This is a genomic window from Paenibacillus sp. JCM 18996 (assembly GCF_055392555.1).
Genome location: NZ_AP043884.1, coordinates 1,320,062 through 1,346,251 on the forward strand (window position 1 = coordinate 1,320,062; position 26,190 = coordinate 1,346,251).

Consider the following 26,190-nt stretch of genomic DNA (forward strand, 5'->3'; position numbering starts at 1 on the left):
TGTATCCGGAACGACATAAAAGTGTCAATCTGTGTAAGGTTTGATTACAGTAATTGGTTGTTTATCATATTCTGAATGGCCGATAAAACACCGAGCTTACAGTGGGAGTAAGTTAGACCTCCCTGCATGTATGCGATATAAGGCTCCCGAATCGGGGCGTCGGCGGACAGCTCCAGGCTGCCTCCCTGAATGAACGTTCCCGCAGCCATGATCACCGGATGCTCATATCCTGGCATGTCCCATGGCTCAGGCACGACATGCGAATCGACCGCGGCCGCCTGCTGGATTCCTTGCACAAAAGCGATCAAATGCTCCGCACAGGTAAATTGGACAGCTTGTATCAAATCAGTCCTTTCGCCGTTCCAATGCGGGCGGGTCGTAAAGCCCAGCTGCTCGAACATGGCGGCTGCAAAAACAGACCCTTTCACCGCCTGTCCGACCAAATGCGGAGCGAGGAACAACCCCTGGTAGATCGATCTTGCCGTTCCCAGCATCGCGCCTACTTCCCCGCCGATGCCCGGCGCGGTCAGCCGGTAAGACGCCAGCTCCACAGCATCTCGCTTGCCGGCGATATAACCTCCCGTGGCTGCCAAGCCTCCGCCAGGATTTTTAATCAGCGATCCGGCGATGAGATCGACCCCTGCTTCGGTGGGCTCCATCGTTTCAGTGAATTCTCCGTAGCAGTTGTCAACGAACACCACCACGTCCGGACTGAGGCTTTTGACAAAAGCGGCCATTTCGCCTATTTCCCGCACCGTAAAGGAAGGCCTCCAGTCATACCCCCGCGAGCGCTGAATGCCAACCACCTTGGTGCGCGGCGTCAGCTTGGCGCGGATGCCTTCCCAATCCGGCTTGCCGTCCGGCAGCAGTGCCGCCTCGTCGTAGGCGATTCCCCAATCCTGGAGCGAACCAGTACCGTCTCCCGGCTTCCCGATCACTTTATGCAGCGTATCATACGGTTTGCCCGTTATGTACAGCAGCCCGTCTCCCGGCCTAAGCAACCCGAACAGCGCCGTACCTATCGTATGCGTGCCCGATACAAAGTGCGGCCTGACCAAAGCCGCTTCTGCGCCGAACACTTCCGCATACACAAGGTCGAGTACTTCCCGGCCTCTGTCGTTATAACCATAGCCTGTCGAGCCGCCAAAGTGGTAATCGCTTACTTTATGCTTCTGAAAAGCGCGTATCACCTTCCATTGATTATGGTCTACGATCCGGTCAATGTCTTTCAATCTTGGTTCAATCAGCGTCTCAGAAGTTTCCATCAGCGCCGTAATGCGTTCGCTAAACAATACATCCTACACTCCTCTGTCTTTACACGGTCACTGTTCAAACGGCTCGATTAAATGACCGGCCTTTTCATAATCCTGCTTGTCAATGCGGACTTTAAACACCATCTCTTCTCCGTCCACTCCGCTTTCCAGCACGTCCCCGACCCGGTACACCACCGAGATGGCGTCGCCTTTGTCGGCTGGAATACGGAATGTCTTCGTGCCGCCCATCAGCTTATCCTGGATAAATTCCTTCAGCTTCTCCAAATCCGAATCGGAATAAGCGGAAATTTTGAGAAACAGCCCGTCTGTATAAAGCATGTCCGACTGTCCGGGAGAAATCAGGTCGATTTTGTTGAAAACCGTAATTTTCTCCTTATCGTCGGCCCCCAACTCTTCCAGCACCTCGTGCACCACCTTCATCTGTTCCTCTTTCATCGGAGAAGAGCTGTCCACTACCAGCAGCACCAGATCCGCTTCAAGCACCTCTTCCAATGTAGCGCGGAACGAGGCCACGAGATCGTGGGGAAGGTTCTGGATGAAGCCGACCGTATCGGTCAGAACGATCTCTTTGCCGCTCGGAAGCTGCATGCTGCGTGAGGTGGGATCCAATGTGGCAAACAGCTGGTTCTCGATATAGACGTCCGCGTCGGTCAGCTGTTTAAGCAGCGTGGACTTGCCCGCATTCGTGTATCCGACCAGCGCCACCTGGAATATGCCCGATTTCTTTCTGCGTTCCCTGTGAAGATTGCGGTGCTTGACGACCTCTTCCAGCTGCCGCTTCAAATCGCTGATCCGGTTGCGGATATGGCGGCGGTCCGTCTCGAGCTTGCTTTCCCCGGGACCTCTTGTGCCGATGCCCCCTCCCAGCCTCGACAGGTTTTTCCCATGGCCGGACAAGCGGGGCAGCAGGTAGCTGTGCTGGGCCAGCTCAACCTGGATGATCCCCTCCCGTGTTTTGGCCCTTCCGGCGAATATGTCCAGAATCAACTGCGTCCGGTCAATAATTTTCACATCCAAAGCTTCTTCCAGATTGCGCACCTGGGCTCCGGACAGCTCCTGATCGAATATGGCCGTGTTCGCGTCGAGCTCGTCGATCAACGCTTTGAGCTCCTGGACTTTGCCTTTGCCGATAAACCATTTGGAATCCGCCGTTTCCCGGTTCTGAGTAATCGTGGTCAGCACCGTTACCCCCGCGGTCTCGGCCAATTGGACAAGCTCATCCAGTGAATATTCCAGCTGGGAGGCTTTTCGCTTATCTTCCTGCGTGACCAAACTAATCAGAATGGCGCGGTCATTGCTTTCTTTCTGCACTTCATGTGAATTCGGTCTCATGGCACATCTCCTGTAAGGTCTGATCGTTATTGATCTTTCTGAACGAACCTCACCCCTATTATCTATCAAATGAGGGTCTTTTTTCAAATTTCATGTCCTCCGGACGGATCGTCATTAAATCCTGGCGGCTCGGAGTGACGCGCAAATTCAACAGCCGCACGGCTTGGGCCCGCATCGACTTCTCGATGATATTTCTCACATAACGCGCGTTGCTGAAGCAGTACGCCTCGTCTTTCTCGCTCATCAGGTGAAGGCGCAGCTTTTGCTCGGTCAGCGGGCTGAAGGTGTATTCACGGTCCTTTAGCATCAATCCGGCGATCTGCATCAGCTGGTCCACAGTGTAATCGGGAAAATCGATCTGGATGGGAAAACGGGAAGGCATGCCCGGATTCATCGAGAGAAAATATTCCATCTCCTCAGAGTAACCGGCCAAAATAAGAATAAACTGGTTTTTGTTGTCCTCCATCGCTTTGACCAGCGTGTCGATCGCTTCTTTGCCGAAATCCTTTTCCCCGCCGCGGGCCAGGCTGTAAGCTTCATCGATGAAAAGAATGCCGCCGATCGCTTTTTTCACGAGTTCGCGGGTTTTCAAGGCCGTGTGCCCGATATATTCCCCTACCAGATCCGCCCGTTCCACTTCTATCAAATGGCCTTTGCTCAGCACGCCCATCGTCTGGAACAGCTTCCCCATGATGCGCGCAACGGTGGTTTTGCCGGTTCCCGGATTGCCTTTGAACACCATATGATATACTTGCGTGTTAGTCTGAAGCCCCGCATCCTCACGGAATTGACCGATCTGCAGAAGTGCGTAAATCTCGTAGACTAGGTCCTTGACGTTATCCAAACCGATCATACGGTCAAGCTCTTTGAGTATCTCCCCTAAAGCACCCTGCTCTGCAAAAGCTCTCCCCGCGCCTATTGATGCTGGACCGGCAGCGGCCGAACCTGCCGGTTCTCCGTTTCGCAGCACGATATTAATTTGCCTGGATCTTTTTAACGCATTGGCGCTGTCGGTCATCACAACTTCGTTCATTGCTTCTCACCTCACTGTAAGGTGATATCAATATACGCAGGAGCCCAGAAGAGGGTGAATTATATTTTTGCGGCGCCACTTCATATGCGAATTGCTGTATCTGCTGTTCAGTGTAATCTTCCCCGTTTAGCACGAGTCCGGCAGGATTGCCCTTTCCGGCTTTGGGGCTGAATGCTTCGTAATGCCGGACATTTTCCTCCATAAGATCCAATCTCCCTCCCGTGAAACGACCAATGGTCCATGATCCTTTTATTATCGTTATTTCCTGCCGGCTCGTCTACAGTTATTGTTTAAACGGGTAGCATGAAGGGTAACAAATAGATGGACATCGCATAGATTTACCGCGTAAGGAGAGTATATTTAAGCGACTTATGCCTAAGGAGGAATTGAACATGTCGAATAGTTCCAGCAATGAACAGACCAATCCCCCGCAGCATCAAAACCGGCAGCCAGGGATTGAATCGCAAATGCATCCCCAGCCCGAATTCGAAGACAGAGCTTATAAGCCTGCAGGTAAATTACAGCAAAAAGTGGCCCTGATCACCGGAGGAGACAGCGGGATTGGCCGCGCGGTAGCCGTTGCATACGCCAAAGAAGGCGCCGATATCGCCATCGTCTACCTGAATGAGAACAAAGACGCCGAGGAAACGAAGCAGCAGGTGGAGCAGGAGGGCAGAAGATGCCTGCTCATTTCAGGCGATATCGGTGAGGAAACTTTCTGCAAGCAGGCGGTGGAGCAGACGGTCCAGGAACTGGGAGGCCTGCATATCCTGGTCAACAACGCGGCCGAGCAGCATCCGCAAAAAAGCTTGGAAGACATCAGCGCCGAACAGCTGGAGCGGACGTTCCGCACCAATATTTTCGCAATGTTCCACTTGACCAAAGCCGCCCTGCCCCACCTGAAAAAAGGCAGCGCCATCATAAATACCGCGTCGATCACAGCCTACAAAGGCAATCCGATGCTAGTCGATTACTCCTCCACTAAAGGAGCGATCGTGTCCTTTACCCGTTCCCTGTCGCAGCAGCTGGTCGAACAAGGCATCCGTGTAAACGGTGTGGCTCCCGGACCAATTTGGACGCCGCTCATTCCGTCGACATTCACGGAAGAACAGGTGGCGAAATTCGGCTCCGACACACCGATGAAACGCCCGGGACAGCCGGAGGAGCTTGCCCCCGCCTATGTATTCCTGGCCTGCGACGACTCTTCTTATATGTCAGGCCAAATACTGCATATCAACGGCGGACAAATCATCAACGGTTAACCGCCTGCCAAGTAACGTTTTCTGTACCCTAACAAAAAACCTGATGGAACCGCACCGATTCAGCGGTTTTTCGTCAGGTTATTTTGTGGCGCCTCTTATTCCATTTCCAGGAAGCTTCCGATCCTTCCAAACAGCTCTTCCGTCTCTTCCCCCAAACAGACCATGTGTTTGGATCTTGGCAAATAGTGCAGTTCCTTCTGACCCTGCAAGTTATTGTATATGTAAGCGGCGCTCACCGGATGCACCACTTCATCCATTTGTCCTTGCACGATGAGCGTGGGAACCTGAATCTGAGAAACCTGGGGGATTAAATTCAAGGCAAGCTTCACAAACTGCAGAGCGGAGCCGATCGGAGTGATAGTTTTTTTACGGAGTGTTCTCCAATCCCTCTGACTGATCCTGTACCTGATATCCTTCGCCAGACGTCCCGGGCTGAAGAAGACGACAGCGGTGCTAAGCAACACCAGCCTTTTGACAGGATACCGGTTGGCCAAATAGGCTGAAATCAGCCCGCCCATGGAGAATCCGACTAAATTAAACCCTCCGTACTGCTCTGTCAGTTTTTCGGCTTCCATGACTGCACAATCCAGCCATTCTCCCCATTTTACGCCCCGCAGCCTGGACAGGTCTCCGCCGTGGCCGGGCAGTGTTGGCACGATGCATTCCCATCCTGCATGACGCAAATAATCGGCTAAAGGTTCAACCTCGAAGGGCCCGCCGGTAAAACCGTGCAGCAGCAAGCAAGGGAATTTCTTCATAAGCGCTCACCCCGGCATAATATAAAGTAGGAAAAAAGCGTGGAAACCACGCTTATTGCGATTCTTGTATGGAAATAGATTGTATCGTTACCTTTTCTATGGGTTTGCTGGGTACAGACTCGCCGCCCTGCGCGACCGGTGTGCTTGCGATAGCCTGAACGGTATCCATTCCGTCAACAATTTTGCCGAAGATCGTATAATCCGGCTTTCGGTTCAGATTCTTGCTGTCGTCTCCGGTGCAAATGAAAAACTGGCTTCCGTTCGTATTCTTGCCCGAGTTAGCCATGGCGACAATGCCTGGCTCGTATTTGTAGGGAGTTTTCAATTCATCCTCAAAAGTATATCCGGGGCCTCCCGAGCCGTTTCCTTTTGGATCTCCCGTTTGGATCATGAACGATTTAATAATCCGGTGGAACACGATATCGTTGTAAAACCCTTCTTTAGCCAGGAAAACAAAATTATTTACCGTCTTGGGTGCTTCTTTGGCGAACAGCTCCATGCTGAAGGTTCCTTTGGAGGTAGCAACGACCGCCTTGTACTTCTTGTTAGGATCAATCGACATGGCAGGCGGAGTTTTCCAGGGTTTCGCCTTATTTTGTTCTGCCAGAGCAGGATTCTGATTGCTATCCTGTTTAGGCGTTTGGCCTCCTGAAGCATTCGAATTATCCGCTGGTTTCGTGCCGCAAGCCGCAAGAAGCAGCAATAAACTTAGTACTGGAATCAAAAGTTTCATCATTTTCATTTGCTTCATTTATAGTTGTCATCTCCGAAAAAGAAATTGATACAGCCCGAGGAACCTTTCCCCCGAGCTGATCTGTTTTATTGTCCAGGCACAGGTAGAGGATTTCCTCCGCCTTGCTGCACCGGTTTAGGCTGCTGCGTCGATCCTCCGGGCTGGCCTCCCGGCTGCGTTGCTCCTCCGGTTTGGCCTCCCGGCTGCGTTGCTCCTCCGGTTTGGCCTCCCGGCTGCGTTGCTCCTCCGGTTTGGCCTCCCGGCTGCGTCGGTCCTCCGGGCTGCCCTCCCGGCTGCGTCGGTCCTCCGGGCTGCCCTCCCGGCTGCGTCGATCCTCCTCCGGTCTGCCCTCCCGGCTGCGTCGATCCTCCTCCGGTCTGCCCTCCCGGCTGCGTTCCTCCTCCGGTCTGGCCTCCCGGCTGCGTCGATCCTCCGGTTTGGCCTCCCGGCTGCGCTCCTCCTCCGGTCTGCCCTCCCGGCTGCGTCGATCCTCCGGTTTGCCCTCCCGGCTGCGTTCCTCCTCCGGTCTGCCCTCCCGGCTGCGTTCCTCCTCCGGTCTGCCCTCCCGGCTTCTGATTCTGATCAGTTCCCGGCGCCGGCAACTGATCCTGCGGAATCGTCAAGGATGCCACGTTCGAACGGTCCCCTGTTTCATTCGTATCGCGATTAACCGGAACCACATAATATTGATAAGTCTCGCCCGTGATTACGGACAAGTCAGTGGCGGTCGGAGTGGCAGAAGAGGTGATCTGAACAAAGTCCGGTGATTTGGAGTCTTTCCTGAACACCTGATAAATCGTATTCTGACCTATGGGAGACCAGTCCAGCTTCACGGAGCGGCTATCTCTCGCATAATGCGCAGACAAGTCTCCAATGCCTTTGGGCGTATTCATATCCGGCGCGTTCAAGTCCGGAACACCCGGCGGTCGTTTGAAATCGGTAATCGGAACGCCATCCAGCGATTTGGACATATATTCCCTGAAGAGGGCCGCCGTTTTGTCGCTGCCCGTTCTCACATAGTGCTTGGAATCGGTCTTGTCGAATCCCATCCATGTAGCCGCCGTCCATTCCGGCGTATAACCTACAAACCAGGCGTCCTTATTGTATTTTTCTAAGCCTTGAATCGTAAGCTGCGTCGTTCCGGTTTTACCGGCCACAGGGCGGTTAAACCTTGCGGCTGAGCCCAGTCCGCCAGGCTCCACGACACCTTGCATCATAAAGGTGCTGTAATATGCGGTCTTGGCGCTCATGACCTGCTTTTTGTCCTGCTTGAAAGCGACCTGTTCGCGGCCCTTCGAGTCTACAATACGCAAGATCGCATGGGCTTTATACATTACGCCGTTGTTCGGGAAAGCCGAATAGGCTTGGGCCATTTGAAGCGGAGACGCGCCACCCGTCAAACCGCCCAGCGCAATCGCCAGGTTGCGGTCTTTGGCCGGATCGAGCGGGATGCCCATATCCGCAGCCATTTTCATTCCTTTCGTAATCCCTACTTCATTCAGAGTCCATACTGCGGGCACATTGATCGAATATTTAAGCGCGTCAAACATCGTGACCTCCCCGCGGTATTTGCCGTCCCAGTTGCGCGGCTTGTAATCTCCGAAGGAAATGCTCGGGTCGTCGGGAAGCTTGCTGTACGGATTAAATTTCCCGGATTCCAAAGCAGGCGCGTAATCGACAATCGGCTTGAAAGACGAACCCGGCTGCTGGCCAACCACGGCGCGGTTCATATCCTTTGTTTTGTAGTCACGTCCGCCGATCATCGCCACAATACCGCCGTCTTTGTTATTGACGATAACGGTAGAGCTCTGCATTTTGACCCCATCCGGTGCATCCTCTTGGAAAAACTTCGGATTGGCATATGCCTGCTCCAGAATTTTTTGTGCGTTGATATCGATAGACGTGTAAATCTTGTAGCCTCCGCGCAGCAGCTCATCCTCATCGATGTTGTACATATCCGCGGCTTCTTTCACTACATAATCGGCATAGCTTGCAAAATCTTTCTTTACCCCGGTGGCCGCTTGCTTCGGCGGAACATAATCCACCGCGGCGGCGGCTGCCCTGTCGGCTTCGGTAATATATCCCTGGTCTTTCATAAGCTGAAGCACAACCCCGCGGCGCTCCTTGGATTTCTCCGGGTTGGTAAGGGGGGAGTACGTATTCGGCGCTTTAGGCAAAGCCGCCAACGTAGCAATTTCCCACAGCTCCAGCTTGTTAAGGTCGTCTTTTCCGAAATAACGCATGGAAGCTGTTTTCACGCCGTAAGCGTTGCCTCCGAACAAAATCCGGTTCAAATACAGCTCCAGAATCTGATCTTTCGTATATTGGTTCTCCAGTGCTACAGCTACCGCCGCCTCGTTCGCTTTACGGAAAATCGTTTTATCCGATCCGACGATCACGTTCTTGGCGAGCTGCTGCGTGATTGTACTTGCTCCTTCCGCGGCGCGGCGTTCGACTACGTCTTTATAAATCGCGCGGCCAATGGCATAGAAGTCGACTCCTGCGTGCTCGTTAAACCTGCGGTCCTCCGTAGCGATAAAAGCGTCTTTCAGCCTCTTTGGAATTTGATCGCCGGTTACTATCTGGCGGTTCTCTCTGGCAAGGGTGTAAATCTCCTGAGGCTTGTCCGAGCTGTCATAGATATGGGATGATTCCGCCAAATCGAATTTATTGTCGTTCAAGCTTGCGTTCAGCATTCTTTGGCCGTTATAAATAATCCAGATATAAAATCCCAATGCGCAGACAACCGCTAACAAGCCGGCGACAAGGACCCATGCCATAAACTTTTTGAAGCCGGATTTCTTCTTTTTCCCAGGTGCGTTTTTCTCCTTGCTCGTTCCCATTCTACCGACCCCTTACTTCTCTCTATTTGCCTTGTAATTGCCCTCTGACGCAAGCCCTGAAGCGATGACAAGTTCAAGCACATCATTGATACTCTTCGGTCTGTTCGGAAAAAATATTATTTACCACTAAGCAAAAGAACAACCTCATGTCCATGGGTTGCTCCTTCTGCCATATACTCTTGTAAACTGAAAAATTTATGCTGAAACCAGATGTGATTTTTTTGGGTCATGCTTCCGGTTGGTTTTCGTTATTCATTAGGGAAACCGCTCTTTGCGGTGTGAAAGTAGAAATAGCGTGCTTGTAAACCATCTGCTGCTTGCCCTCGCTGTCAATGACAATCGTGAAATTGTCAAACGCCCGGATTACCCCTTTAATTTGAAAACCGTTCGTCAAGTAAACCGTAACCGGGACGCTGTCCTTGCGCAGCTGGTTCAGAAAGTTGTCTTGAATATTGATCGATTTATTCATCCCTGGGTCCCCCTATAAATTAGAAAACGAATGACTTAAAGGCTTGCTTCGCCTATGCGGCTCAACGGAAAACCGCCCTTAATGGAACATAAGCTTTCTTGTTATTATACCATTGATTTCTCGCAATTGCTCGTCAAATTTTGCCTGTTCCGTTACGTCCACCCATTCGATGTCCTTCATATGGCGGAACCAGGAGAGCTGTCTTTTGGCAAAATGGCGGGTGTCTCTTTTTAGCAGGACGATGGCTTCGGATAGTGTAATTTCCCCATGTAGATACGCGGCAATTTCCTTGTAGCCCAAAGCCTGCATCGATACCATCCCCCGGGTGTAACCGTCTGCAAGCAGGCGGCGCACCTCATCGACCAAGCCTTCATGCAGCATTTGATCGATTCTCTCCTCAATCCGTTTATATAGTACAGTTCTATCCATTGTCAACCCGATGATACATAATTCGTAGGGGGATTCCTTCTTTTGTCCCTTTTGCTGCTCCGACAAAGTTTCTCCGGTCACATGATAGACTTCAAGCGCCCGGATGATTCTTCTTTGGTCGTTGGGATGCAGTCGTGACGCCATTTCCGGGTCTACTGCCCTGAGCTTGGCATGAAGCGCTTCCGCTCCGTACGTTTCCGCGAAAATTCGCTGCTCTTCCCGAAACGCCTCATCCGCGCCGGTCTCGTTAAACGTAAAATTATAGCATAAGGATTCGATATACAGTCCGGTGCCGCCAACGACAAAAGGCAGCTTGCCCCTGGCAGAAATCTCCTCGATCAGCCTTCCGGCTTCCTTCTGGAATTCCGCTGCCGAATAAGGAAAATCCGGATCGTGTATATCGATCATATGATGCGGGACCAAATCTCGTTCTTCCTCGGACGCTTTGGCTGTACCGATATCCATCCCCCGGTAAACCTGCATCGAATCGCCAGAAATAATTTCACAAGCGTAGCGTTGAGCGATGTATAAACTGAGTCTGGTCTTGCCGACCGCCGTAGGCCCGATCAAGACCAGCAGTTTATTTTTCTGTGGTTGCCGCATTACAGTCTGATCACTCCATAGGCAATTTTGGCTCCGGATTTGTGGATCTCCCGAAAACCGAGGCGGACGAATTCCCTGCTGTTCCGATGCTCTTTGAGCACGATAGTTTTCCGTCCCACCCGTCTAGCTTCTCCGATCGTTTCCTCCCGGACCGGATGATTGTTAGCTGCTCCCCGCAGCGCGGAAATGGCAGCCGATTCCTCTATCGGATGCCTGAACATCGGATCCAGATAAACAATATCGACAGACCGGTCCGGCAGCCGCTTCAAATATTCCAAATGATCGGCATGCTCAAGCCGGACAGCCCTCATCGCCCGGTTCAGCTCCGGCACGTCCGATTTATATACGGCAAGCCCTACCCTTGTGATAAAAGCCAGCATCCTCTGGCTCTCGATAGCGGTAACCGAGCCTTCAGCACCGACTCCCAAAGCGAATATGATCGCGTCAGAAGCCAGCCCTGCCGTACAATCCAGCACGTGGTCCCCTGGCTGCACGTCGGCCACCTTCAGCAGAATGTCGGTTTCGCCGCGAAGCCATCTTTTGGCGCGCACCTGCGCCGTGCTGGGATGAAAAAAGAAAGGAGCCTGTCCCCCTCGAATCCATTTCAAGCCTTCCTTGGAAACGACAAGGAATTCGTCATCGCCAAATTTCTCGGTTAACTGGGGAAGAGACATTCTGCGCCTGGGCACCCAACGTGCGGAGAACTCCACAGCCAGCCCTTTGGCGGTGCGCACCGCTTCTTCGGCAGGGTCGTATGTAGTTGTAACAAGCATTGATTTCACCTGTTCTGTAGCAGCGGTAAAAAATAAACCTTCCAAAAGAAGAGAAAGCTCTTTCTCAGAGGTTCGCCGCGGAAAGATATTCAAATTATAGCTTATTCTTTATTGCGGAACAACTTTCCGCAGTGCGGGAGGTTCAGTCCCTATTTTCATTAGGGTCAAATGTTACACAGATGTTGCATAGATGCGGTTAAAGCCAATGATGACTTAGAGGAATTGTGTGTGATTTTAGAACACCGTTGTATTAATATTATATTCAAAATGATATATTTAAGTGGGATGGTAAAGCGTGTGGATAAAGAAAATTTGCTTGAACAAACGCATCAAATGGTTGGTCAATTGGTCACGATGGTTGCCAGTTTAGCGCACAAAGTCGATGCAATTGAAAAGAGGCTTGAGCGAGTAGAAGAAACGCTTGAACGAGTAGAAGAAGGGCTTGGGAGAGTAGAGTAGGACGTGAAAGAGATTAATAATAATCAGGAACGGCATGAACGCATATTGGAAACATTGTCATTGAAGTATGTGGAAGCCGATTTAGAGATTAGGGATATTAAGCGGAGACTTTAGTTTCTCCTTTTTTTCTGTGAAAATCATAACGCACGTATGTCCGCTTTTCGTCTTTATGAAAGTTGCAGGATTAGTCAAAATTGACAATAGGATGCCCAGGCCCATTTATTTTTTAGACCTTGGTATAAAAGCGATTACGTTTGGGAATATTGTTAAGTTAGCCTGCTTGAGGTTCTGTTTTTGGCCCGCCTTCAATATAAGGCTGCTTTCAGTCCCCTCTTTCATTCGGGTCAAATGTTGCCGACCGTTGACGGTCGCTAGGAAAACCAGTCGTGGCGCGGGTTTACGGATACACGCTACAAAACTGTATGCCATAAATTTTCGGGCATTCCATTTTTGCTGAAAAACCGGCAGTATCCTCGAAAACGTCGCGGCACTATTTTTGTTCAAAAAGCTTTACTGATAGTGTCCCTCTAACAGGTATAATCATGTATGTCTAGGGCTATAATAGTTAGTTTTCATCATGGTGCGGTAGGTTCCCGCTTCCCGCTCCCTGATATTTTTCAACACAGTCGGTGAAGCTGCTTAATAATAAACTCGCTTAGGGAAGCCTCTTGACGAACCAGTTCCTCGACAAACCTGATAGCCTCGGCATGATTAATAACTTCAAAATGTTCAAGAAGCGGTTTCCCTCCCCTCAAAAAATCAACGTGAACTTTGTTTTATGTATGACGGGTGTTAGTCCCCAAAACGACTCATTGTTAAGTCGTCCATCCGTCGAAAGTCTTTTCAATTCGTTGTTGAGTTTAGATTATAGTTGATCTAAAGATTGAAATGGATACGGTTACGCATCAAGCAACTGGAAAAGCTCCATCTAATCTGCTTTCTTAGATGTACATATCGGCTCTAACGTGATTTTCTCCATGTAATTGGGCACTTTGACCCCTGCAGGAGAAGTTTTTTACAATATTAACTGGAGCTTTCTCCTAGGCCCCCTAATTAAACTGGAGTCCGAGCCCCCAATAAATTAGACTGAAGGTAATGGGAGGCGGGACAAAATGCGTTCGAAAAAAGTATTTGAAGAGACTCGGTTAAAGATCGTTCGAGAGGCCCTCTCAGGGATCAAGATTGCGGTATTAGCTAGAAAATACGAGATTCATCCCGAGACCATCCGTAACTGGCTTAGGGAGTACCGAGATCAAGTGGGTACCGACGAAATCCCTTCGACTGATGAACAAATTCAGGAGCTGAAAAGGCTTCAAGAGGTCGAAGAGAAATATGAGAAAGCAGTCAAAATTCTTGGTGAAAAAGAGCTTGAGATTGAAATACTGCGTGAACTCTTAAAAAAGAAGAACCCCGCTTATCCGAAAAATACGAAATAGCAGACCGGTTTATTAAGCGGGGTGAACAAGCAGCGCTAGTTCTGCGAATCATAGGTCTGTCAGAGTCAACTTACTACGATCGGAGGAAGCGAGCGGCTACAGAGACAGTTCACGCGTCTAACGGCCAGAAAGGTAGGCCCTGCCCCGGTTATTCATTGACAACCGAAGGGAAGAAAATAAGCGATGAACAGATTAAAGAATGGCTCTTGGAGCTTGTAGAAGGCGAGGAACATGTGTATGGGTATAAGCTCCTCGCCCAATCTCTCCGAAATGAGCGCGCATTGGTGCTGGATAAAAAGAAGTCCTATCGACTTTGTAAGGAACTCGGTATCCTGCAGAAACAGCGGGAGAAGCACACCAAGCACCCTCGCAGACTGCCTAAGAACCGCACAGTGACTGGACCGAACCAGCTGTGGCAAATGGATATTAAATACGGCTATGTTCCTGGTCGTGAACGCTTCTTTTTTGTACTCAGCATCATTGATGTGTTCGACCGTGTCGTCGTCGACTATTATAGAGGTCCTGTATGCGAAGCCAAACATGCCTGTCAAACGTTATGGCGAGCGCTACAGAAGCGAATCCATGCGGGAGAAACGCTACCCGTGATTCGCACGGACAACGGGCCTCAATTCGTCAGCACACTTTTCGGAGATACTTGTGAAAGTCTCGAAATGGTTCATGAGCGGATCCCGCCGCGAACCCCAAACATGAATGCATATATTGAATCCTTCCATAGCTTGCTGGAACGTGACCTCTTTTCAAAGATGGACTTCATGTCCTTTGAGGAGGCTTACGCCGAGATCGATCGTTACATGGACTTTTACAATAATCGAAAAATGCACGGCAGCTTAAAACGAATGCCGCCTGCTAAATTTTCAGAGTGGGTCATGCAACTGGAAGACCGTTCGATCTTCCACAAAGCCCTGTAAAATCTCGAGAAATAGAGCTATTCTGATAAACTACGGTTTTAATTGGTGCGGACTCCGGATTTAGGGGGCCTAGCCGCTTTTACAGCAAAAGGATCCGAAAGAGCGCATCAGGGCAAGATTAGCTGGACGTTTTCCAGTTCGTCTTGTCGGGTGTTTGAGCCGCTTCCAGCCGAGCCCCTCGGCGCGCCGGTTCGGAATGTTACATGACCCGCTTGAACATTTTCTCCAGGTCATAGGTGGAGAAGCTCACGACAATCGGGCGGCCGTGAGGGCAGGTGTACGGGTTGCTGCATTGGCCCAGCCTGTCCAGCAATGACTCCATTTCGGCCATGCTCAAGTTCTGGTTGGCTTTGATCGATGCCTTGCACGAACACATGACGGAAGACTGCTCCCGCAGCTTTGCCAGATTGACGGACTTTTTCTCTGCCAGCACCCATTCGGCCATTTCTTCCACGATCGATTGCTCGAGTCCCGAAGGAAACCAGTGCGGATGTGCTCTGACAAGGAACGTATTGCCGCCGAAGTGCTCCATATAGACTCCCACGCCTTCAAAAAGCTTCAGTTGACCTTTCAGCCATTCCGAATCCGAGGGAGTGAATTCCAGCGTGATGGGTACGAGCAGCTCCTGACTGGCGTCCGCCGGGCGGCCGAATCGTTCATAGTAATATTCATAGTTGATACGTTCATGCGCAGCATGCTGATCGATCAAATACAGACCGTTTTCGTTCTGGGCCAAAAGGTAAGTCCCATGCATCTGACCAATCGGATAAAGCCTTGGGAAAGCGGGCAGCTCTGCAGCATGGCCCGACTGCCCGGGAGCAGCGTACTCCATATACTTCTTTACTGCGGCCGGGCTTCCCGAAGCACGTTGGTATTCGGCTGTCAATCGGCCCGAGTCCGTGCGCGGAGAAGCTGATGGGCGGCCGGATTCGCTCATGGCGGCGCCATAAGAATCCCGTGCAAGCAGTCCCTCCGGTCCCGAGGAAACGGACTCCTGACGTTGACGGGTACCAGGCACCGGTGTGCCGTTCGCATCGAACTCCGCTTCTTTCGCTCCGGACTCCGCTCCTTTTGCTTCGGACGGAGCGGAAGTGCGCCCATATCCGGCACCGTCAGTCGATGAGGGCGAGTGAATAGGCGAGTGACTATTCGATTCGATACCGTCAGACTCACTCGGAGCATGTTCAGAGCCGCTGCCCTCACGGGCAGTCGAGACAGTGGCTCCTCCGCCTTCAGAGGGTGCCGCCCCCGCATCAGGCCGGTAGAGCACCATCTGCTCCTGGACCAGCTGCCTTTTGGGTACCGGCTTCGCCCCCTGAGGGATCAGCACCTGCTTCCCCAAAGCCTCACGAACAAGCTGCTCGACAAAGTGCACGAGCTCACGCTCCTTGCTGAAGCGGGCTTCAAGCTTAGCGGGATGAACATTCACGTCGACCAGCACCGGATCCATCTCAATGTGAAAAACGGCGATCGGATGCCGGTTGATCGGCAGCAACGTGTGAAAAGCGCCCGCAATCGCCAAATTCAGCGGATAGCTTCGAATATATCTGCCGTTGATGATCGTAGTCATCGCATTCCGGTTGGCTCTCGTAAGCTCCGGTTTGGATACGTGCCCGGCCAGCTTATAGTCGGGGTGCTCCCCTTGGACCGCGACCATTTGCTTGGCGGTGGAAGTGCCGTAGATCGCGGCGATAACGCCCAGCAAATCACCATTGCCCAACGTTTGAAACAGTAAATTGCCGTTATGCCTTAAAGAAAATGAAATACCCGGGTGAGCCAAAGCGAGCCGGTACATATAGTCCGAAATATGCCCCAGTTCGGTCTGGATCGTTTTCATATATTTCAACCTTGCGGGGGTGTTGAAGAACAGCTCGCGCACCTGAATGTCCGTGCCCCGCGAAGCGGCCGCCTCGCCGAAGGATTGGACCGCGCCTCCTTCAATGAGGATCCTCCGCCCTAAACCGTCGCTGCGGTCCGAGGTCGTGCACTCCACTTTGGCTACCGCTGAAATACTGGGCAGCGCCTCCCCGCGAAATCCCAAGGTCCGGATCTGGAACAAGTCCCTGCCGGAGACGATTTTGCTGGTGGCATGGCGGCTGAACGCCAGCTCGCAGTCGTCGCTTTCCATCCCGGTACCGTTGTCGCTCACCCGGATCAGCTGCAGGCCGCCTTCTTCCACCGTCACGTCAATACGTGTGCTCTGCGCGTCGATCGAGTTCTCCACAAGCTCCTTCACCACCGAGGATGGGCGCTCCACCACTTCTCCCGCAGCGATCTGGTTGGCAATATGATCATCCAGTATTTGTATTTTCCCCATAGGCCATTTCCCCTTCTGCTATTTCCCTTTGCGCGTTGTCAGGACAACCCCGTCCGCCGAATCTTTCCAATACAACCGAGGGTACAGCTTGGCGAATACAGCGGGGTTGATGTAGGTGGTCCCATTGTTCATTACAAAATCGCCGTTCGACAGCTTGAATTGATTCGTTAGCCCGTCCACAGCAACCTGCAGCGATTGGTCCACCCCGTTCCAAACCACGGTTCCGCCCAGCACAGAAACAAGGATTCGGGTCGGCACATAGACCTTGCCCTCGGATCGGAGCACCGAACCCGGCACATCGATGTCCACACCGTTGATCTGTGCCGAATACGCCCCCAGCTTCACTTCCGGATCGGGAGCTCCGAGCGTATGAAAAGCCGCCAGCCACTGAGGCAGATCCCCCTGCACCTCCAGATCCGGCTGAATGCCGAGCTTGTCCACCTTACGCAGCTTTGGCGTCAAATATTCGTCAGTGGTGACTCTAAGCGCTCCGCCTGAACTGAGCGGGATGATCGACTGCATCACACCTTTGCCGAAGGTTCGTGTGCCGATCACTTTTGCCGCATTGTAATCCTGCAGGGCCCCGGTTAACGCTTCCGACGCGCTTGCGCTGTTTTCGTTGACCAGAACGGCCACAGGGAATGACTGGGTCGCTCCGCCCTCAATGATATCGGGATGATCGACATTATCGCGGTCTTTTGTATGTATGAAGGCCCCTTCTTTTATAAAAAGCTTGCCTATTTGCTCAGCTGTAGTGACGTAACCGCCCGGATTATCCCGCAGATCGATGATCAGCGACTTCATTCCTTGCGCTTTCAAGGCCTGCAGCAGATTGGCGAACTGGTCCCCCGACGCGCTTGAAAAATCGGTCAGCTGCAGATACCCGACACCGCTCTCTTTAAAATATTTACTGGTGACGGCAGGCACCTGAAACTTGGCCCGGGTTACATTGAAGTCAAGTACGGCGGCACCGCGCTTTACCGTCAGCTTAACGGACTCTCCTTCTTTACCTTGTATGCTGCGGGCGAGTTCACCGGCATTTTTCCCTTGCAGGGAGGCTCCGTTCAGTGCGGTGACCAGGTCCCCTTTTTGCAGGCCCGCTTTGGACGCAGGAGTGTCCGGCATGACCTCGCTCAAATACATCCCTTCTTCAACCAGCCTCATCCGCACGCCTATGCCCACGAACTCGTTCTCCAACGACGACGTAAAGGAAGCAAGCTCATCTTTGGAATAATAGGAAGTATAAGGATCCTTCAGGGAATGGATCATACCGTTGATGGCGTTTTTTTCCAGCTCTTCCTTCGCCGTTCCGCTTATATGCTTGGTCTGCAACAGCTGCAGCACCTCCTGCAAATCGCTCACTGAAGCCGCATTGCTTTCCGCAAAAGCATGAAAGGGAGAAATCGCAAGGGCAACGGCGCCTGCTGCGAGAACGAGCTTGAATTTATTGTTTTTTCGGGCGAACATGAGATGTCCCCTTTCGGAAGTTGGAATCATGGGTGCTGCAGCTTCTGCTTTAATTCGTAGAGAAGATTCATCGCCTGCAGCGGCGTCATGTTGATGAGATCCGCGGTTTTGAGCGAGTGAATGAGCTCGGCTTCCACAGCGGGCAGGACGGGTGCGGCTTGGGCGGATTCGGTCGTCTCGGAGGCAGCCAAGCCGGCTGCCTTGTCCGCCGGGCCGAGAATGTCAGCCGGCGCGCTTCGCGGCTGGCCTGCGGCCGCAGGCTCCGGCGCTTCGCCGAACAGGCTCAGCTGCACGGCGGAGCCTGCCGCCTGCGCAGCCGGCGAAGCGTCCGCGGCGTGAGTGCCGCCCGCTGCGGCATAGGCCGCAGCATTCTCCTGCAGCGCCCCCTCCGGTACGGCGGCCCTCGCCTCAAAGGCGTGCAGCAGCGAATAAGAGCGCTGGATTATGCTCTCGGGCAGCCCCGCAATCTGCGCGCAGTAGATGCCGTAGCTGGTGCTAGCCGCGCCCCGGATCAGCTTGCGCAGGAACGTCACCTGCCCGGAGTTCTCCTTCACCGCCATGCAGTGGTTGCGGAGATGGCCCAAGCTTTCTTCCAGGTGCGCAAGCTCGTGGAAATGCGTCGATACCAGCGTCTTGCAGCCGACGCGGTCATGCAGGTACTCAATGACCGCCTGCGCGATGGCCATCCCTTCCCCGGTCGACGTGCCGCGCCCGAGCTCATCGATGATGACCAGGCTGTTCGGCGTCGCCTTCTCCGTCATGGTCCGGATGTCCATCATCTCGACCATGAACGTGCTCTGTCCGCCGATCAGGTCGTCCGCCGCGCCGATCCGCGTAAAAATGCGGTCGATCACCGGCAGGACCGCCTCCCGCGCCGGCACGAAGCAGCCGATCTGGGCCATCAGGGCGATGATGGCCACCTGCCGCATGTACGTGCTCTTCCCGGCCATATTCGGGCCGGTGATGAGCAGCATGCGGCTGTCCGCGTACGTCAGCTCCGTGTCGTTGGCGATGAACGATCCATCGTTCATCACCGCTTCAACGACAGGGTGCCTGCCGTCCGCGACGCGAAGATCGTAGCCGCCGCCAATCTGCGGGCGGCTGTAGCGGTTCGCTGCCGACACGGCGGCCAGCGACTGGTACACGTCGACCGTGGCGACGGTCTCTGCCAGCTTCTGCAGGCGCGAAATCTGCGCCGCAATGCGCTCGCGCAGCCCGGTGAACAGTTCGAACTCGATGTCAGCCATTTTCTCCTGCGCTTCGAGGATCAGCGCCTCCTTCTCCTTCAGCTCGGGAGTCACGTAGCGCTCCGCGTTCGCCAGCGTCTGCTTGCGCTCGTAGCGGCCTTCCGGCAGCATCGCCGCATTCGCTTTGGTCACTTCAATGTAGTAGCCGAACACTTTGTTGTATCCAATCTTCAGCGAACGGATGCCGGTCAGGTCGCGCTCGCGCTTTTCCAGTTCGGCGATCCACTGCTTGCCGTTCCTGCTCGCTTCCCGCAGCTGATCCAGATGGGCATGGAACCCTTCCCTGATCATCCCGCCGTCCCTGATGCCGACAGGCGGCTCTTCCGCAATCGCCTCGCCGATCCAATCTTTGATATCGCCGCATTCATCTAGAGAATCCACCAGCTTCATCAGCGTCTGCGACCCCGAAGACCGGCACAGCCGGGCGAGAACCGGCACCTGCGCCAGCGACGCCTTCAGCGACAGCAAGTCTCTGGCGCCCGCGCTTCCGTACGAGACGCGGCCGCTCAGCCGTTCGACGTCGTACACTTCCTTCAGCTGCTGCCTGATTTCCTCTCGCGCGATCAGACCGTTGTACAGCTTGTCCACCGCTTCCAGCCGCTCTTCGATCTGTGCCGCCTGCAGCAGCGGCTTCTCGATCCATCTGCGCAGCATCCTTGCGCCCATTGCCGTTACTGTGCGGTCCAGCAGCCCCAGCAGCGAGCCTTTCTTGGACCGGTCGCGGACCGTTTCCACCAGCTCCAGATTGCGCCTCGTAAAAGGGTCCATCGTCATGTACTGCTTTTGCTCGTACAGCTTCAAATGTTTAATGTGGAGCAGCGACCTTTTCTGAGTTTCCTGGAGATAGCAGAGCAGCATGGACACCGTTTCTTTTTGCACGGCGGATAAGCAGTCAAGGGCTTCCCCGCCAAAATGCCGCCCAGGCAGCTCAGCATCAATCGAACTCCAGGGAGTCAGCACGAGAGGCTTGTCCCTCTCGGCCGCGTGAGGCCGCACTCTCTCCAAAAGCCCGCTGTCCGCCACCAGCTCCGACGGATTGTACACATTCGTCTCGTCCAGCACCAGCTGGAGCGATCCGCCTATTTCCGTCACGTACAGCTCCCCGGTTGAAATGTCGCATGCCGTGAAGCCGTAACCGCCTTCCTGCCCGGTGATGCACACGATGTAATTGTTGACTTTTTCGCCGAGAGATCTGCTGTCCATAACCGTCCCCGGAGTAACGATGCGCACGATCTCCCTGCGGACGATCCCTTTAGCCTGGGCGGGGTCCTCCACCTGTTCGCAGATGGCGACTTTATACCCTTTTTCAATCAGTCTCGCTATGTAAGTTTCCGCCGAATGGTAAGGCACGCCGCACATGGGGATGCGCTCCTCGGCCCCGCCGTCCTTGCCTGTCAGCGTAATCTCCAGCTCTCTGCTTGCCAGGACCGCGTCTTCGAAAAACAATTCATAAAAATCGCCTAGCCGGAAGAACAAAAAAGCGTCCTTGGCCCCTTCTTTCACTGAAAGGTACTGCTCTATCATCGGCGTATATTTCGTGGCCATCGGTCGTTAATTTCCGCTCCTTACCTGTGGGCCCCGGGGCCGTACGAACTCTCTTAAAGTGCTCGTGGCTTGTTCCTTTTCGGACCTCCGGAGCTTTGTCGTTGTACTGTCCTTTTGTGTAATACTGGATGATTGCCGACTATTTCTATTCGACCCATTATACCATGAATTGCGGGAGGGTAGTGGGTTTCTTGTCAAATTGGAAGATTCCCCAGCTTATCCGGATATCGTCTTGCTCCCCCCAGGGAACCATGGCCAGCACTTGGTTTTTCAGCCAATCGAGCGGCTCGCGGACCTCCCCGTAAGCCGGCAGCCGCTCGAGATCCTCCCACAGCAGCCTCACCCAGGGCTGCAGCCGCTGTTTATCGCCGGAGTAGTAGCAGGCCGCGAGCTCCGGCTCGGACAGAGGCTGCCTCGTGAGCAGCCTGTAATGGTTCGCGACCAGCGCCGCAAGCGCCAGCACGCCCTTGGTATGCAAGGGCGAGACGAGCCAGCTCGGCAGCGTCCGGTACTCGAAGCCGCCGTGAGGCTGGCGGCGGAAATCCCCGAGGCAGCCGTACTTCGGACGGCGGCTGCCGGTGGTTTCGGCCTCTGCCATGAGGAGCGGCAGGGCCACATAGTTGTCCAGCGCCCGCAGCAGGCGGGCACTGAGGGCAATGCCGCTGAAATGGATGTGTCCGCCCAGCGGCAATCCCTTCAGCGGCATTCCCCCGGCCACCCAATCGAGGCTGGGGTCGGTGATTTTCGCCGCTGCCAGGTGCAGCGTGCGGCGAAGCTGGCGCGCCAGCGTCAGCGGGTCGCGGCTTGGGGCCGGGCGCAGCTCGGCGAGGGGGTAGATTTTGCGCTGGCCGCTCAGCACAATGGAGTCGCAGCCGACTCGGCCTTCTTTCTCCATGAAGCGCGACGCGAACACGGCTTTGCCCTCCGGATTGCGCAGCGCAAATTCAGGGTCGCAGCCGAGCATGGCCTGCTCCTCCCGTCCTTCGTCCCGCTTCATCTCTTCGGCAAACGCATTGATTGCCTGAGCGAACAGCAGACCGAGCCGCCGGTTCAACGAAGGTATCGGCTTGACCTGCAATACGCCCGTATGGCTTCGCGAAGTCACGGCAAGATAGACGAGGCCGTAATCCAGCCCTAATGCGTAGACGGCCTTGACCGCTTCCTTTTTGGCCCTTTTGGAATGAAAGCCGAGCTCTTCCGTGTGCAGCTCGGAATATCCTCCCCCGCTGCTGCCTACTGTGATACCCGAACCGTTCAAAAATACGGCGCTTTTCCTTTCAAATACGGCGAGTGCCTGTTGTTGAAAAACCGGTACTATGTACCGGCAGGGATAATCGACGCTTGGGGGAGCTTGCTTTTTGTCCAACCAGCGAATCCCATGGGTTCTGAGCACGGTTGCCGCCTTGCTTCTGTCAAGCGAGCTCAGCACGGGCATCTCCGGCTGCAGCAGACAAGAGACTTCGACGCCGCAAGGCTTCAGGCCCCAACGAATGATGGTTTCTCCCTCCGTCTGCGGCGGCAATGTCCCGGACGGAATCCTTAAATGATCTAACAGATGCCGTATACCCGGTTCATTAGAGTGAAGCAGAAACATGGACCTCGCCCCCTAATTTCATCCTCACACAGTGAGGCCAAGCTCTGCGGTTCATTGCCGTTGCTTTTAGGCAGTCCAATGAAAAACGCCCATTTTTACTGCAAACCCGCCGTAATACAAAAAAGAGGGCATATGCCCTCTGCCGAAACTCTTTGCTCAACATATGATGTATCAAGTTCGTTGGAGCGGAGGGCAAAGTCAGGTTCGGGTCGAATTGCAGCGAATCATTCGAGTCCAGCACGGCAGGTTGCAACCGGAACCCAGGGAGGAACTTCTGTTGTCAACTACGAAACAACCGTGCGTCAATTCAGCTCGTCATCAACCAATTCCGGATCGAGATCCTCGAAATCGCCGTCGTCCGCGCTGTCGAAATCAACGTGCTTTTCATCGTAATCCGAGCAGTGGCTGCAGACGTGCACACATACCTTGGTTTCCGCCGTCAGTTCCACCGCAAACTCGCGTTCCACACGGATAATGACACTGTTGCCGTTAGCGGATACGCTTGCTTCCACACAGTTCGGTTCCTGCGTTGCGACCGCCGAAACCTCTGCTGTGGAAGACCTGTGTTTTTTGTCTAGGTAAGAGAGCGGCACGACTTCTACATAAGAGACCGTTTCTTTGGCAACGTCTGTTTTGGTATTTCTGTCGTAAGAATACCAAATATTGATGTCGTAACTACCCACTACCTCTACGCCGTCCCCTGAACCCACCGCTTCATATTGGTTATTGATGATCCAGGCCCCCAGGATGCTGGAAGGAGCATTCGACGGCGTCACGGTATGGCTGACGTGCGAGAACTTACGACCTTTGCCGCAGACTGCCTTGGTGATGATCTCTCTGCATTGCATGTCTCTATCTAAGGACATCCTTTCTACCTCCTCCATACAATCATTCATTTAAATTGTATGCAGGACATTCGTCTAGGGTGACAACTATTTTGGAAGTTTGTTCAATTTTCTTGACGACCCTGTTTTTTCTTCTTTTTCTTGGCGATGGATAGGTAGTTTAGAAGTTCCAGGCGCAGCTGAAGCAGAGCGGACCGAATTTCAAACTCCACTCTGCCCGCCGGAAGCGGCATATTGAGCATATTTTCTCCCATTTCTTTTAAAGCTTGCTCGCATCTTCCCGTATAATAATCGGATTTCACGTCCTTGCTTAATTCCTCAAAAATGAAAATAAGCCGCTCCGCCTGGGGAAGCCTCATATACACTTGCGAGGTTAAATCGACCATATGGTGTATTATATCGAGCTGCTGCTGCCTCATTACAAAATAAGTAATCCAGCTGCGGTCCTCCGAGATCAGCGCGTTTTCCCTGGATCTTTCGGCCAGCTTCAACCCTTTCTCTATCGTTTCGGACACTTCCAGCAGCTCTTTTCCGTCCCATATATGCACTTGGTCCTTCAGATGTCCCGCCAGTTCCTTAAATATGGAGGAAAACAATTGCTCCACCTGCCCCTTCACGTCCAGCAGCTCTTCGTCCACCTTGGGCATGTAGGTCAAATTAATGACGGTCGCAGTACCCAATCCCAACAGGAGCAAATACACTTCATTCAAAATGACCTGGAAGCTTGTCGATTGATACAATAACAAGTGGAACATGACAACTGAAGAGGTGACGATGCCTTGACTGAGGTTCAGGCGGCTGAGCAGCGGAAACGCGGTCATAATATAGAAGCCGACCACCCATGCGTGAAACCCGAATACACTGAATAACAAAGAGGCGATGAACAGCCCGAGCAGAGAGGCTCCAATCCGCTTAAGCGAAACGGTCAGCCCTCTCTTCTTGGTCACCTCTACACCCAGAATGGCGAGCAGCCCGGTCGAATTCGGAGAATGCAATCCGAAAGCCGTTGCCAAATAAATGGAAAGCACGGAAGCCACAGCCGACTTGACGATTCGAAGACCCATTTTTTTAACCCCGCCCGTTAGAAAGTATCGTCTTCATCGTAACTGATTTCGGGCCAGGTCACAAATGCATTGCTTAAACAAGAAAAGCCCTCCAAGGGCTTCATGCTTGCTCCACTGCACCAGCTACTGCTTGCGCACGATTCTTGCCTCCAGCAGGGCAACGGCCTGGTACATAACGGTCGCGACGATAGCAATAACGAACAAGCTGCCGATGACCAGCGTAAAATTAAACACTTGAAACCCATAAATGATCAAATAACCTAATCCTTGCTTGGCAACAAGGAACTCGCCCACAATGACGCCGACCCAGGCTAGGCCTACATTGACTTTTAGCGCGGATACGATCGACGGAACTGAAGCGGGCAGAATGACCGTCGTAAATACCTGCCTGCGGCCCGCGCCAAACACCCGCACCACCTTGATGTAATTGGGATCCACCTCTTTAAAAGAAGAATAAATGACCAAAGTCGTTATAATGACCGTAATTGAAAGAATGGTCGATATAATCGAAAGCATCCCGGATCCCAGCGCGACAATGAACAGCGGTCCCAAAGCGACCTTCGGCAGAGCGTTTAGAACTACGAAGTAGGGATCCAGCACCCTGGCCAGAAAAGGACTCCACCAAATGACCACTGCGATTCCCAGTCCGCACAGCGTTCCAAGGATAAAACCGGCTATTGTCTCCACCGCCGTGATTCCGACATGGGGCAGCAGCGAGCCGTCCATCAGCTTTTGCCTGAGCAGCCATCCGATCTTGCTGGGATAGCTGAACAGCAGCACATCGATCCACTTGGCCCTGCCTGCCGCCTCCCAGCTGCCGACGAACAAAAGGAGCAGCAAAATCTGCGCAGTGAGCACATACAGCGACTGCCTTTTTCTTTTGCCCAGAAAACGTTCGTAGATAATCTGCGGCTCCGCCATTTCATTAATAAGCGGCTTCCTCCCGGATTCCATGAAAGGTCACCTCTTTCTCTCCATGGACTCGAATTCCTTCCAGATCGCGCGAAACAAAGCATGAAAGCCTTCCTGATCGCGGGACTGGACAGGAAGAGTCTCGGCGATTCGGCGCGGGATGACGACTTCCGTGCGGATTTTGCCCGGGTTCGGCTCCAGCACAATGACCCGGTCGCTCATCGCCAGCGCTTCGGTAATATCGTGGGTTACGAGCAAGGCGGTCTTGCGGTGGTCTTTTAACGTTTGAAATATAAGATCTTCCAGCTGCAGCTTCGTCTGATAATCCAATGCCGCGAAAGGCTCATCGAGCAGCAAAAGCTCCGGCTCAGTCGCCAAAGTGCGCACCAGCGCGACCCTTTGCCTCATTCCTCCCGACAGTTCGTTCGGGTATTTATGCACGTACTGCCCAAGCCCCAATTCTTCCAGCAGATGCAGCGTGAACGCCTTTTTCTCGGACGTCAGGCAGCCCATAAGCTCCAATCCTATGACTGCATTCTCGCCGATCGTTCTCCATGGGAACAGAAAATCCTGCTGCAGCATATAGCCCACCTTCGGAGTAGGCCCCTTCACGGGCTGACCCGCAATCTCAACCGTCCCCCGAGCAGGTGTAATCAAGCCGGCAATAACGGACAGCAGCGTCGTTTTGCCGCAGCCGCTCGGGCCCACCAAAGAGACGAATTCTCCGTCCGTGAGCGTCAGATTGATTTTCTCGATCGCCAGGGCGGCCCCGCTCTCATTTACATATACATGCGTAACATCATTCACATCAACGGCAGGTATCACGACCTTGCCCCCTTGTATGCTGTGATTGCCGCAAGTATGCT

Annotated in this window: 21 protein-coding genes; 4 read left to right on the plus strand and 17 right to left on the minus strand. The window is 53.2% G+C overall.

Features of this window, described 5'->3' with window-relative positions; all coding sequences use genetic code 11:
- Positions 1-44: 44 nt before the first annotated feature.
- The 3 genes from ACZ5N7_RS06490 to ACZ5N7_RS06500 are packed head-to-tail and all read right to left on the minus strand — an operon-like array spanning position 45 to position 3,639.
- Positions 45-1,265: a methionine gamma-lyase family protein gene (locus ACZ5N7_RS06490; protein WP_464659166.1), complete on the minus strand. Its 1,221-nt coding sequence runs from the start codon at positions 1,263-1,265 to the stop codon at positions 45-47.
- Positions 1,266-1,322: 57 nt separating this feature from the next.
- Positions 1,323-2,606, minus strand: a complete 1,284-nt coding sequence (hflX, locus tag ACZ5N7_RS06495; RefSeq protein ID WP_464658306.1) for a GTPase HflX — start codon at positions 2,604-2,606, stop codon at positions 1,323-1,325.
- Between the two features lie 58 nt (positions 2,607-2,664).
- Complete coding sequence (locus ACZ5N7_RS06500; RefSeq protein ID WP_464658307.1) at positions 2,665-3,639, minus strand: AAA family ATPase; 975 nt, start codon at positions 3,637-3,639, stop codon at positions 2,665-2,667.
- 392 nt (positions 3,640-4,031) lie between these two features.
- Between ACZ5N7_RS06500 and ACZ5N7_RS06505 the strand changes: the two genes are divergently transcribed.
- Positions 4,032-4,901, plus strand: coding sequence for an SDR family oxidoreductase (locus tag ACZ5N7_RS06505; RefSeq protein ID WP_464658308.1), 870 nt, complete (start codon positions 4,032-4,034; stop codon positions 4,899-4,901).
- A 95-nt stretch (positions 4,902-4,996) separates the two neighbouring features.
- Here ACZ5N7_RS06505 and ACZ5N7_RS06510 read toward each other — a convergent pair whose 3' ends face one another.
- The 6 genes from ACZ5N7_RS06510 to ACZ5N7_RS06535 all read right to left on the minus strand — a co-directional run bounded on the left by ACZ5N7_RS06510 (position 4,997) and on the right by ACZ5N7_RS06535 (position 11,509).
- Positions 4,997-5,659: an alpha/beta hydrolase gene (locus tag ACZ5N7_RS06510; RefSeq protein ID WP_464658309.1), complete on the minus strand. Its 663-nt coding sequence runs from the start codon at positions 5,657-5,659 to the stop codon at positions 4,997-4,999.
- A gap of 52 nt (positions 5,660-5,711) precedes the next feature.
- Positions 5,712-6,401, minus strand: coding sequence for a peptidylprolyl isomerase (locus ACZ5N7_RS06515; protein ID WP_464659168.1), 690 nt, complete (start codon positions 6,399-6,401; stop codon positions 5,712-5,714).
- A gap of 77 nt (positions 6,402-6,478) precedes the next feature.
- A complete protein-coding gene (locus ACZ5N7_RS06520; RefSeq protein WP_464658310.1) occupies positions 6,479-9,235 on the minus strand; it encodes a transglycosylase domain-containing protein in 2,757 nt (918 codons plus the stop codon).
- A gap of 226 nt (positions 9,236-9,461) precedes the next feature.
- A complete protein-coding gene (hfq, locus tag ACZ5N7_RS06525; protein ID WP_464658311.1) occupies positions 9,462-9,704 on the minus strand; it encodes an RNA chaperone Hfq in 243 nt (80 codons plus the stop codon).
- Between the two features lie 78 nt (positions 9,705-9,782).
- Entirely contained in the window at positions 9,783-10,736 is a 954-nt protein-coding gene (gene miaA, locus ACZ5N7_RS06530; RefSeq protein WP_464658312.1) for a tRNA (adenosine(37)-N6)-dimethylallyltransferase MiaA, read from the minus strand.
- The gene (locus ACZ5N7_RS06535) at positions 10,736-11,509 is read right to left on the minus strand and encodes a class I SAM-dependent methyltransferase (RefSeq protein ID WP_464658313.1); all 774 of its coding nucleotides are present in this window, start codon (positions 11,507-11,509) and stop codon (positions 10,736-10,738) included. Before ACZ5N7_RS06535 ends, miaA begins: the two co-directional genes overlap by 1 nt.
- A 228-nt stretch (positions 11,510-11,737) precedes the next feature.
- Here ACZ5N7_RS06535 and ACZ5N7_RS06540 point away from each other — a divergent pair, with 228 nt between their 5' ends.
- The 3 genes from ACZ5N7_RS06540 (at position 11,738) to ACZ5N7_RS06550 (ending at position 14,333) form a co-directional block, all read left to right on the plus strand.
- On the plus strand, positions 11,738-11,968 hold the full coding sequence (locus ACZ5N7_RS06540) for an SNARE domain-containing protein (protein WP_464658314.1): 231 nt from the start codon (positions 11,738-11,740) through the stop codon (positions 11,966-11,968).
- Positions 11,969-13,080: 1,112 nt separating this feature from the next.
- On the plus strand, positions 13,081-13,404 hold the full coding sequence (locus ACZ5N7_RS06545) for a transposase (protein ID WP_464656153.1): 324 nt from the start codon (positions 13,081-13,083) through the stop codon (positions 13,402-13,404).
- Between the two features lie 41 nt (positions 13,405-13,445).
- On the plus strand, positions 13,446-14,333 hold the full coding sequence (locus ACZ5N7_RS06550) for an IS3 family transposase (RefSeq protein WP_464659169.1): 888 nt from the start codon (positions 13,446-13,448) through the stop codon (positions 14,331-14,333).
- Between the two features lie 199 nt (positions 14,334-14,532).
- Here the strand turns inward: ACZ5N7_RS06550 and mutL are convergent, their stop codons facing one another.
- The 8 genes from mutL to ACZ5N7_RS06590 form a co-directional block, all read right to left on the minus strand.
- A complete protein-coding gene (gene mutL, locus ACZ5N7_RS06555; protein ID WP_464658315.1) occupies positions 14,533-16,650 on the minus strand; it encodes a DNA mismatch repair endonuclease MutL in 2,118 nt (705 codons plus the stop codon).
- A gap of 18 nt (positions 16,651-16,668) precedes the next feature.
- Entirely contained in the window at positions 16,669-18,117 is a 1,449-nt protein-coding gene (locus tag ACZ5N7_RS06560; RefSeq protein WP_464658316.1) for a S41 family peptidase, read from the minus strand.
- Between the two features lie 26 nt (positions 18,118-18,143).
- A complete protein-coding gene (mutS, locus tag ACZ5N7_RS06565) occupies positions 18,144-20,909 on the minus strand; it encodes a DNA mismatch repair protein MutS (protein ID WP_464658317.1) in 2,766 nt (921 codons plus the stop codon).
- Positions 20,910-21,066: 157 nt separating this feature from the next.
- Positions 21,067-22,503, minus strand: a complete 1,437-nt coding sequence (locus tag ACZ5N7_RS06570; RefSeq protein WP_464658318.1) for a putative amidoligase domain-containing protein — start codon at positions 22,501-22,503, stop codon at positions 21,067-21,069.
- Between the two features lie 302 nt (positions 22,504-22,805).
- Complete coding sequence (locus ACZ5N7_RS06575) at positions 22,806-23,369, minus strand: outer spore coat protein CotE (RefSeq protein WP_464658319.1); 564 nt, start codon at positions 23,367-23,369, stop codon at positions 22,806-22,808.
- 83 nt (positions 23,370-23,452) lie between these two features.
- Positions 23,453-24,412 carry an aromatic acid exporter family protein gene (locus ACZ5N7_RS06580; protein WP_464658320.1) on the minus strand — a complete coding sequence of 320 codons (960 nt, stop codon included), beginning with the start codon at positions 24,410-24,412 and terminating at the stop codon, positions 23,453-23,455.
- A gap of 123 nt (positions 24,413-24,535) precedes the next feature.
- Positions 24,536-25,366: an ABC transporter permease gene (locus ACZ5N7_RS06585; protein WP_464658321.1), complete on the minus strand. Its 831-nt coding sequence runs from the start codon at positions 25,364-25,366 to the stop codon at positions 24,536-24,538.
- 6 nt (positions 25,367-25,372) lie between these two features.
- Positions 25,373-26,149, minus strand: coding sequence for an ABC transporter ATP-binding protein (locus ACZ5N7_RS06590; protein WP_464658322.1), 777 nt, complete (start codon positions 26,147-26,149; stop codon positions 25,373-25,375).
- Between the last annotated feature and the right edge of the window lie 41 nt (positions 26,150-26,190).

Coding starts and splice junctions, on each gene's coding strand:
- hfq (WP_464658311.1), bottom strand. CDS start 9,704: ATGAATAAATCGATCAATATTCAAGACAACTTTCTGAACCAGCTGCGC.
- miaA (WP_464658312.1), bottom strand. CDS start 10,736: ATGCGGCAACCACAGAAAAATAAACTGCTGGTCTTGATCGGGCCTACG.
- ACZ5N7_RS06560 (WP_464658316.1), bottom strand. CDS start 18,117: ATGTTCGCCCGAAAAAACAATAAATTCAAGCTCGTTCTCGCAGCAGGC.
- ACZ5N7_RS06535 (WP_464658313.1), bottom strand. CDS start 11,509: ATGCTTGTTACAACTACATACGACCCTGCCGAAGAAGCGGTGCGCACC.
- ACZ5N7_RS06515 (WP_464659168.1), bottom strand. CDS start 6,401: ATGAAAATGATGAAACTTTTGATTCCAGTACTAAGTTTATTGCTGCTT.
- hflX (WP_464658306.1), bottom strand. CDS start 2,606: ATGAGACCGAATTCACATGAAGTGCAGAAAGAAAGCAATGACCGCGCC.
- mutL (WP_464658315.1), bottom strand. CDS start 16,650: ATGGGGAAAATACAAATACTGGATGATCATATTGCCAACCAGATCGCT.
- ACZ5N7_RS06500 (WP_464658307.1), bottom strand. CDS start 3,639: ATGAACGAAGTTGTGATGACCGACAGCGCCAATGCGTTAAAAAGATCC.
- ACZ5N7_RS06505 (WP_464658308.1), top strand. CDS start 4,032: ATGTCGAATAGTTCCAGCAATGAACAGACCAATCCCCCGCAGCATCAA.
- ACZ5N7_RS06575 (WP_464658319.1), bottom strand. CDS start 23,369: ATGTCCTTAGATAGAGACATGCAATGCAGAGAGATCATCACCAAGGCA.
- mutS (WP_464658317.1), bottom strand. CDS start 20,909: ATGGCCACGAAATATACGCCGATGATAGAGCAGTACCTTTCAGTGAAA.
- ACZ5N7_RS06490 (WP_464659166.1), bottom strand. CDS start 1,265: ATGGAAACTTCTGAGACGCTGATTGAACCAAGATTGAAAGACATTGAC.
- ACZ5N7_RS06520 (WP_464658310.1), bottom strand. CDS start 9,235: ATGGGAACGAGCAAGGAGAAAAACGCACCTGGGAAAAAGAAGAAATCC.
- ACZ5N7_RS06570 (WP_464658318.1), bottom strand. CDS start 22,503: ATGTTTCTGCTTCACTCTAATGAACCGGGTATACGGCATCTGTTAGAT.
- ACZ5N7_RS06580 (WP_464658320.1), bottom strand. CDS start 24,412: ATGGGTCTTCGAATCGTCAAGTCGGCTGTGGCTTCCGTGCTTTCCATT.
- ACZ5N7_RS06510 (WP_464658309.1), bottom strand. CDS start 5,659: ATGAAGAAATTCCCTTGCTTGCTGCTGCACGGTTTTACCGGCGGGCCC.
- ACZ5N7_RS06545 (WP_464656153.1), top strand. CDS start 13,081: ATGCGTTCGAAAAAAGTATTTGAAGAGACTCGGTTAAAGATCGTTCGA.
- ACZ5N7_RS06585 (WP_464658321.1), bottom strand. CDS start 25,366: ATGGAATCCGGGAGGAAGCCGCTTATTAATGAAATGGCGGAGCCGCAG.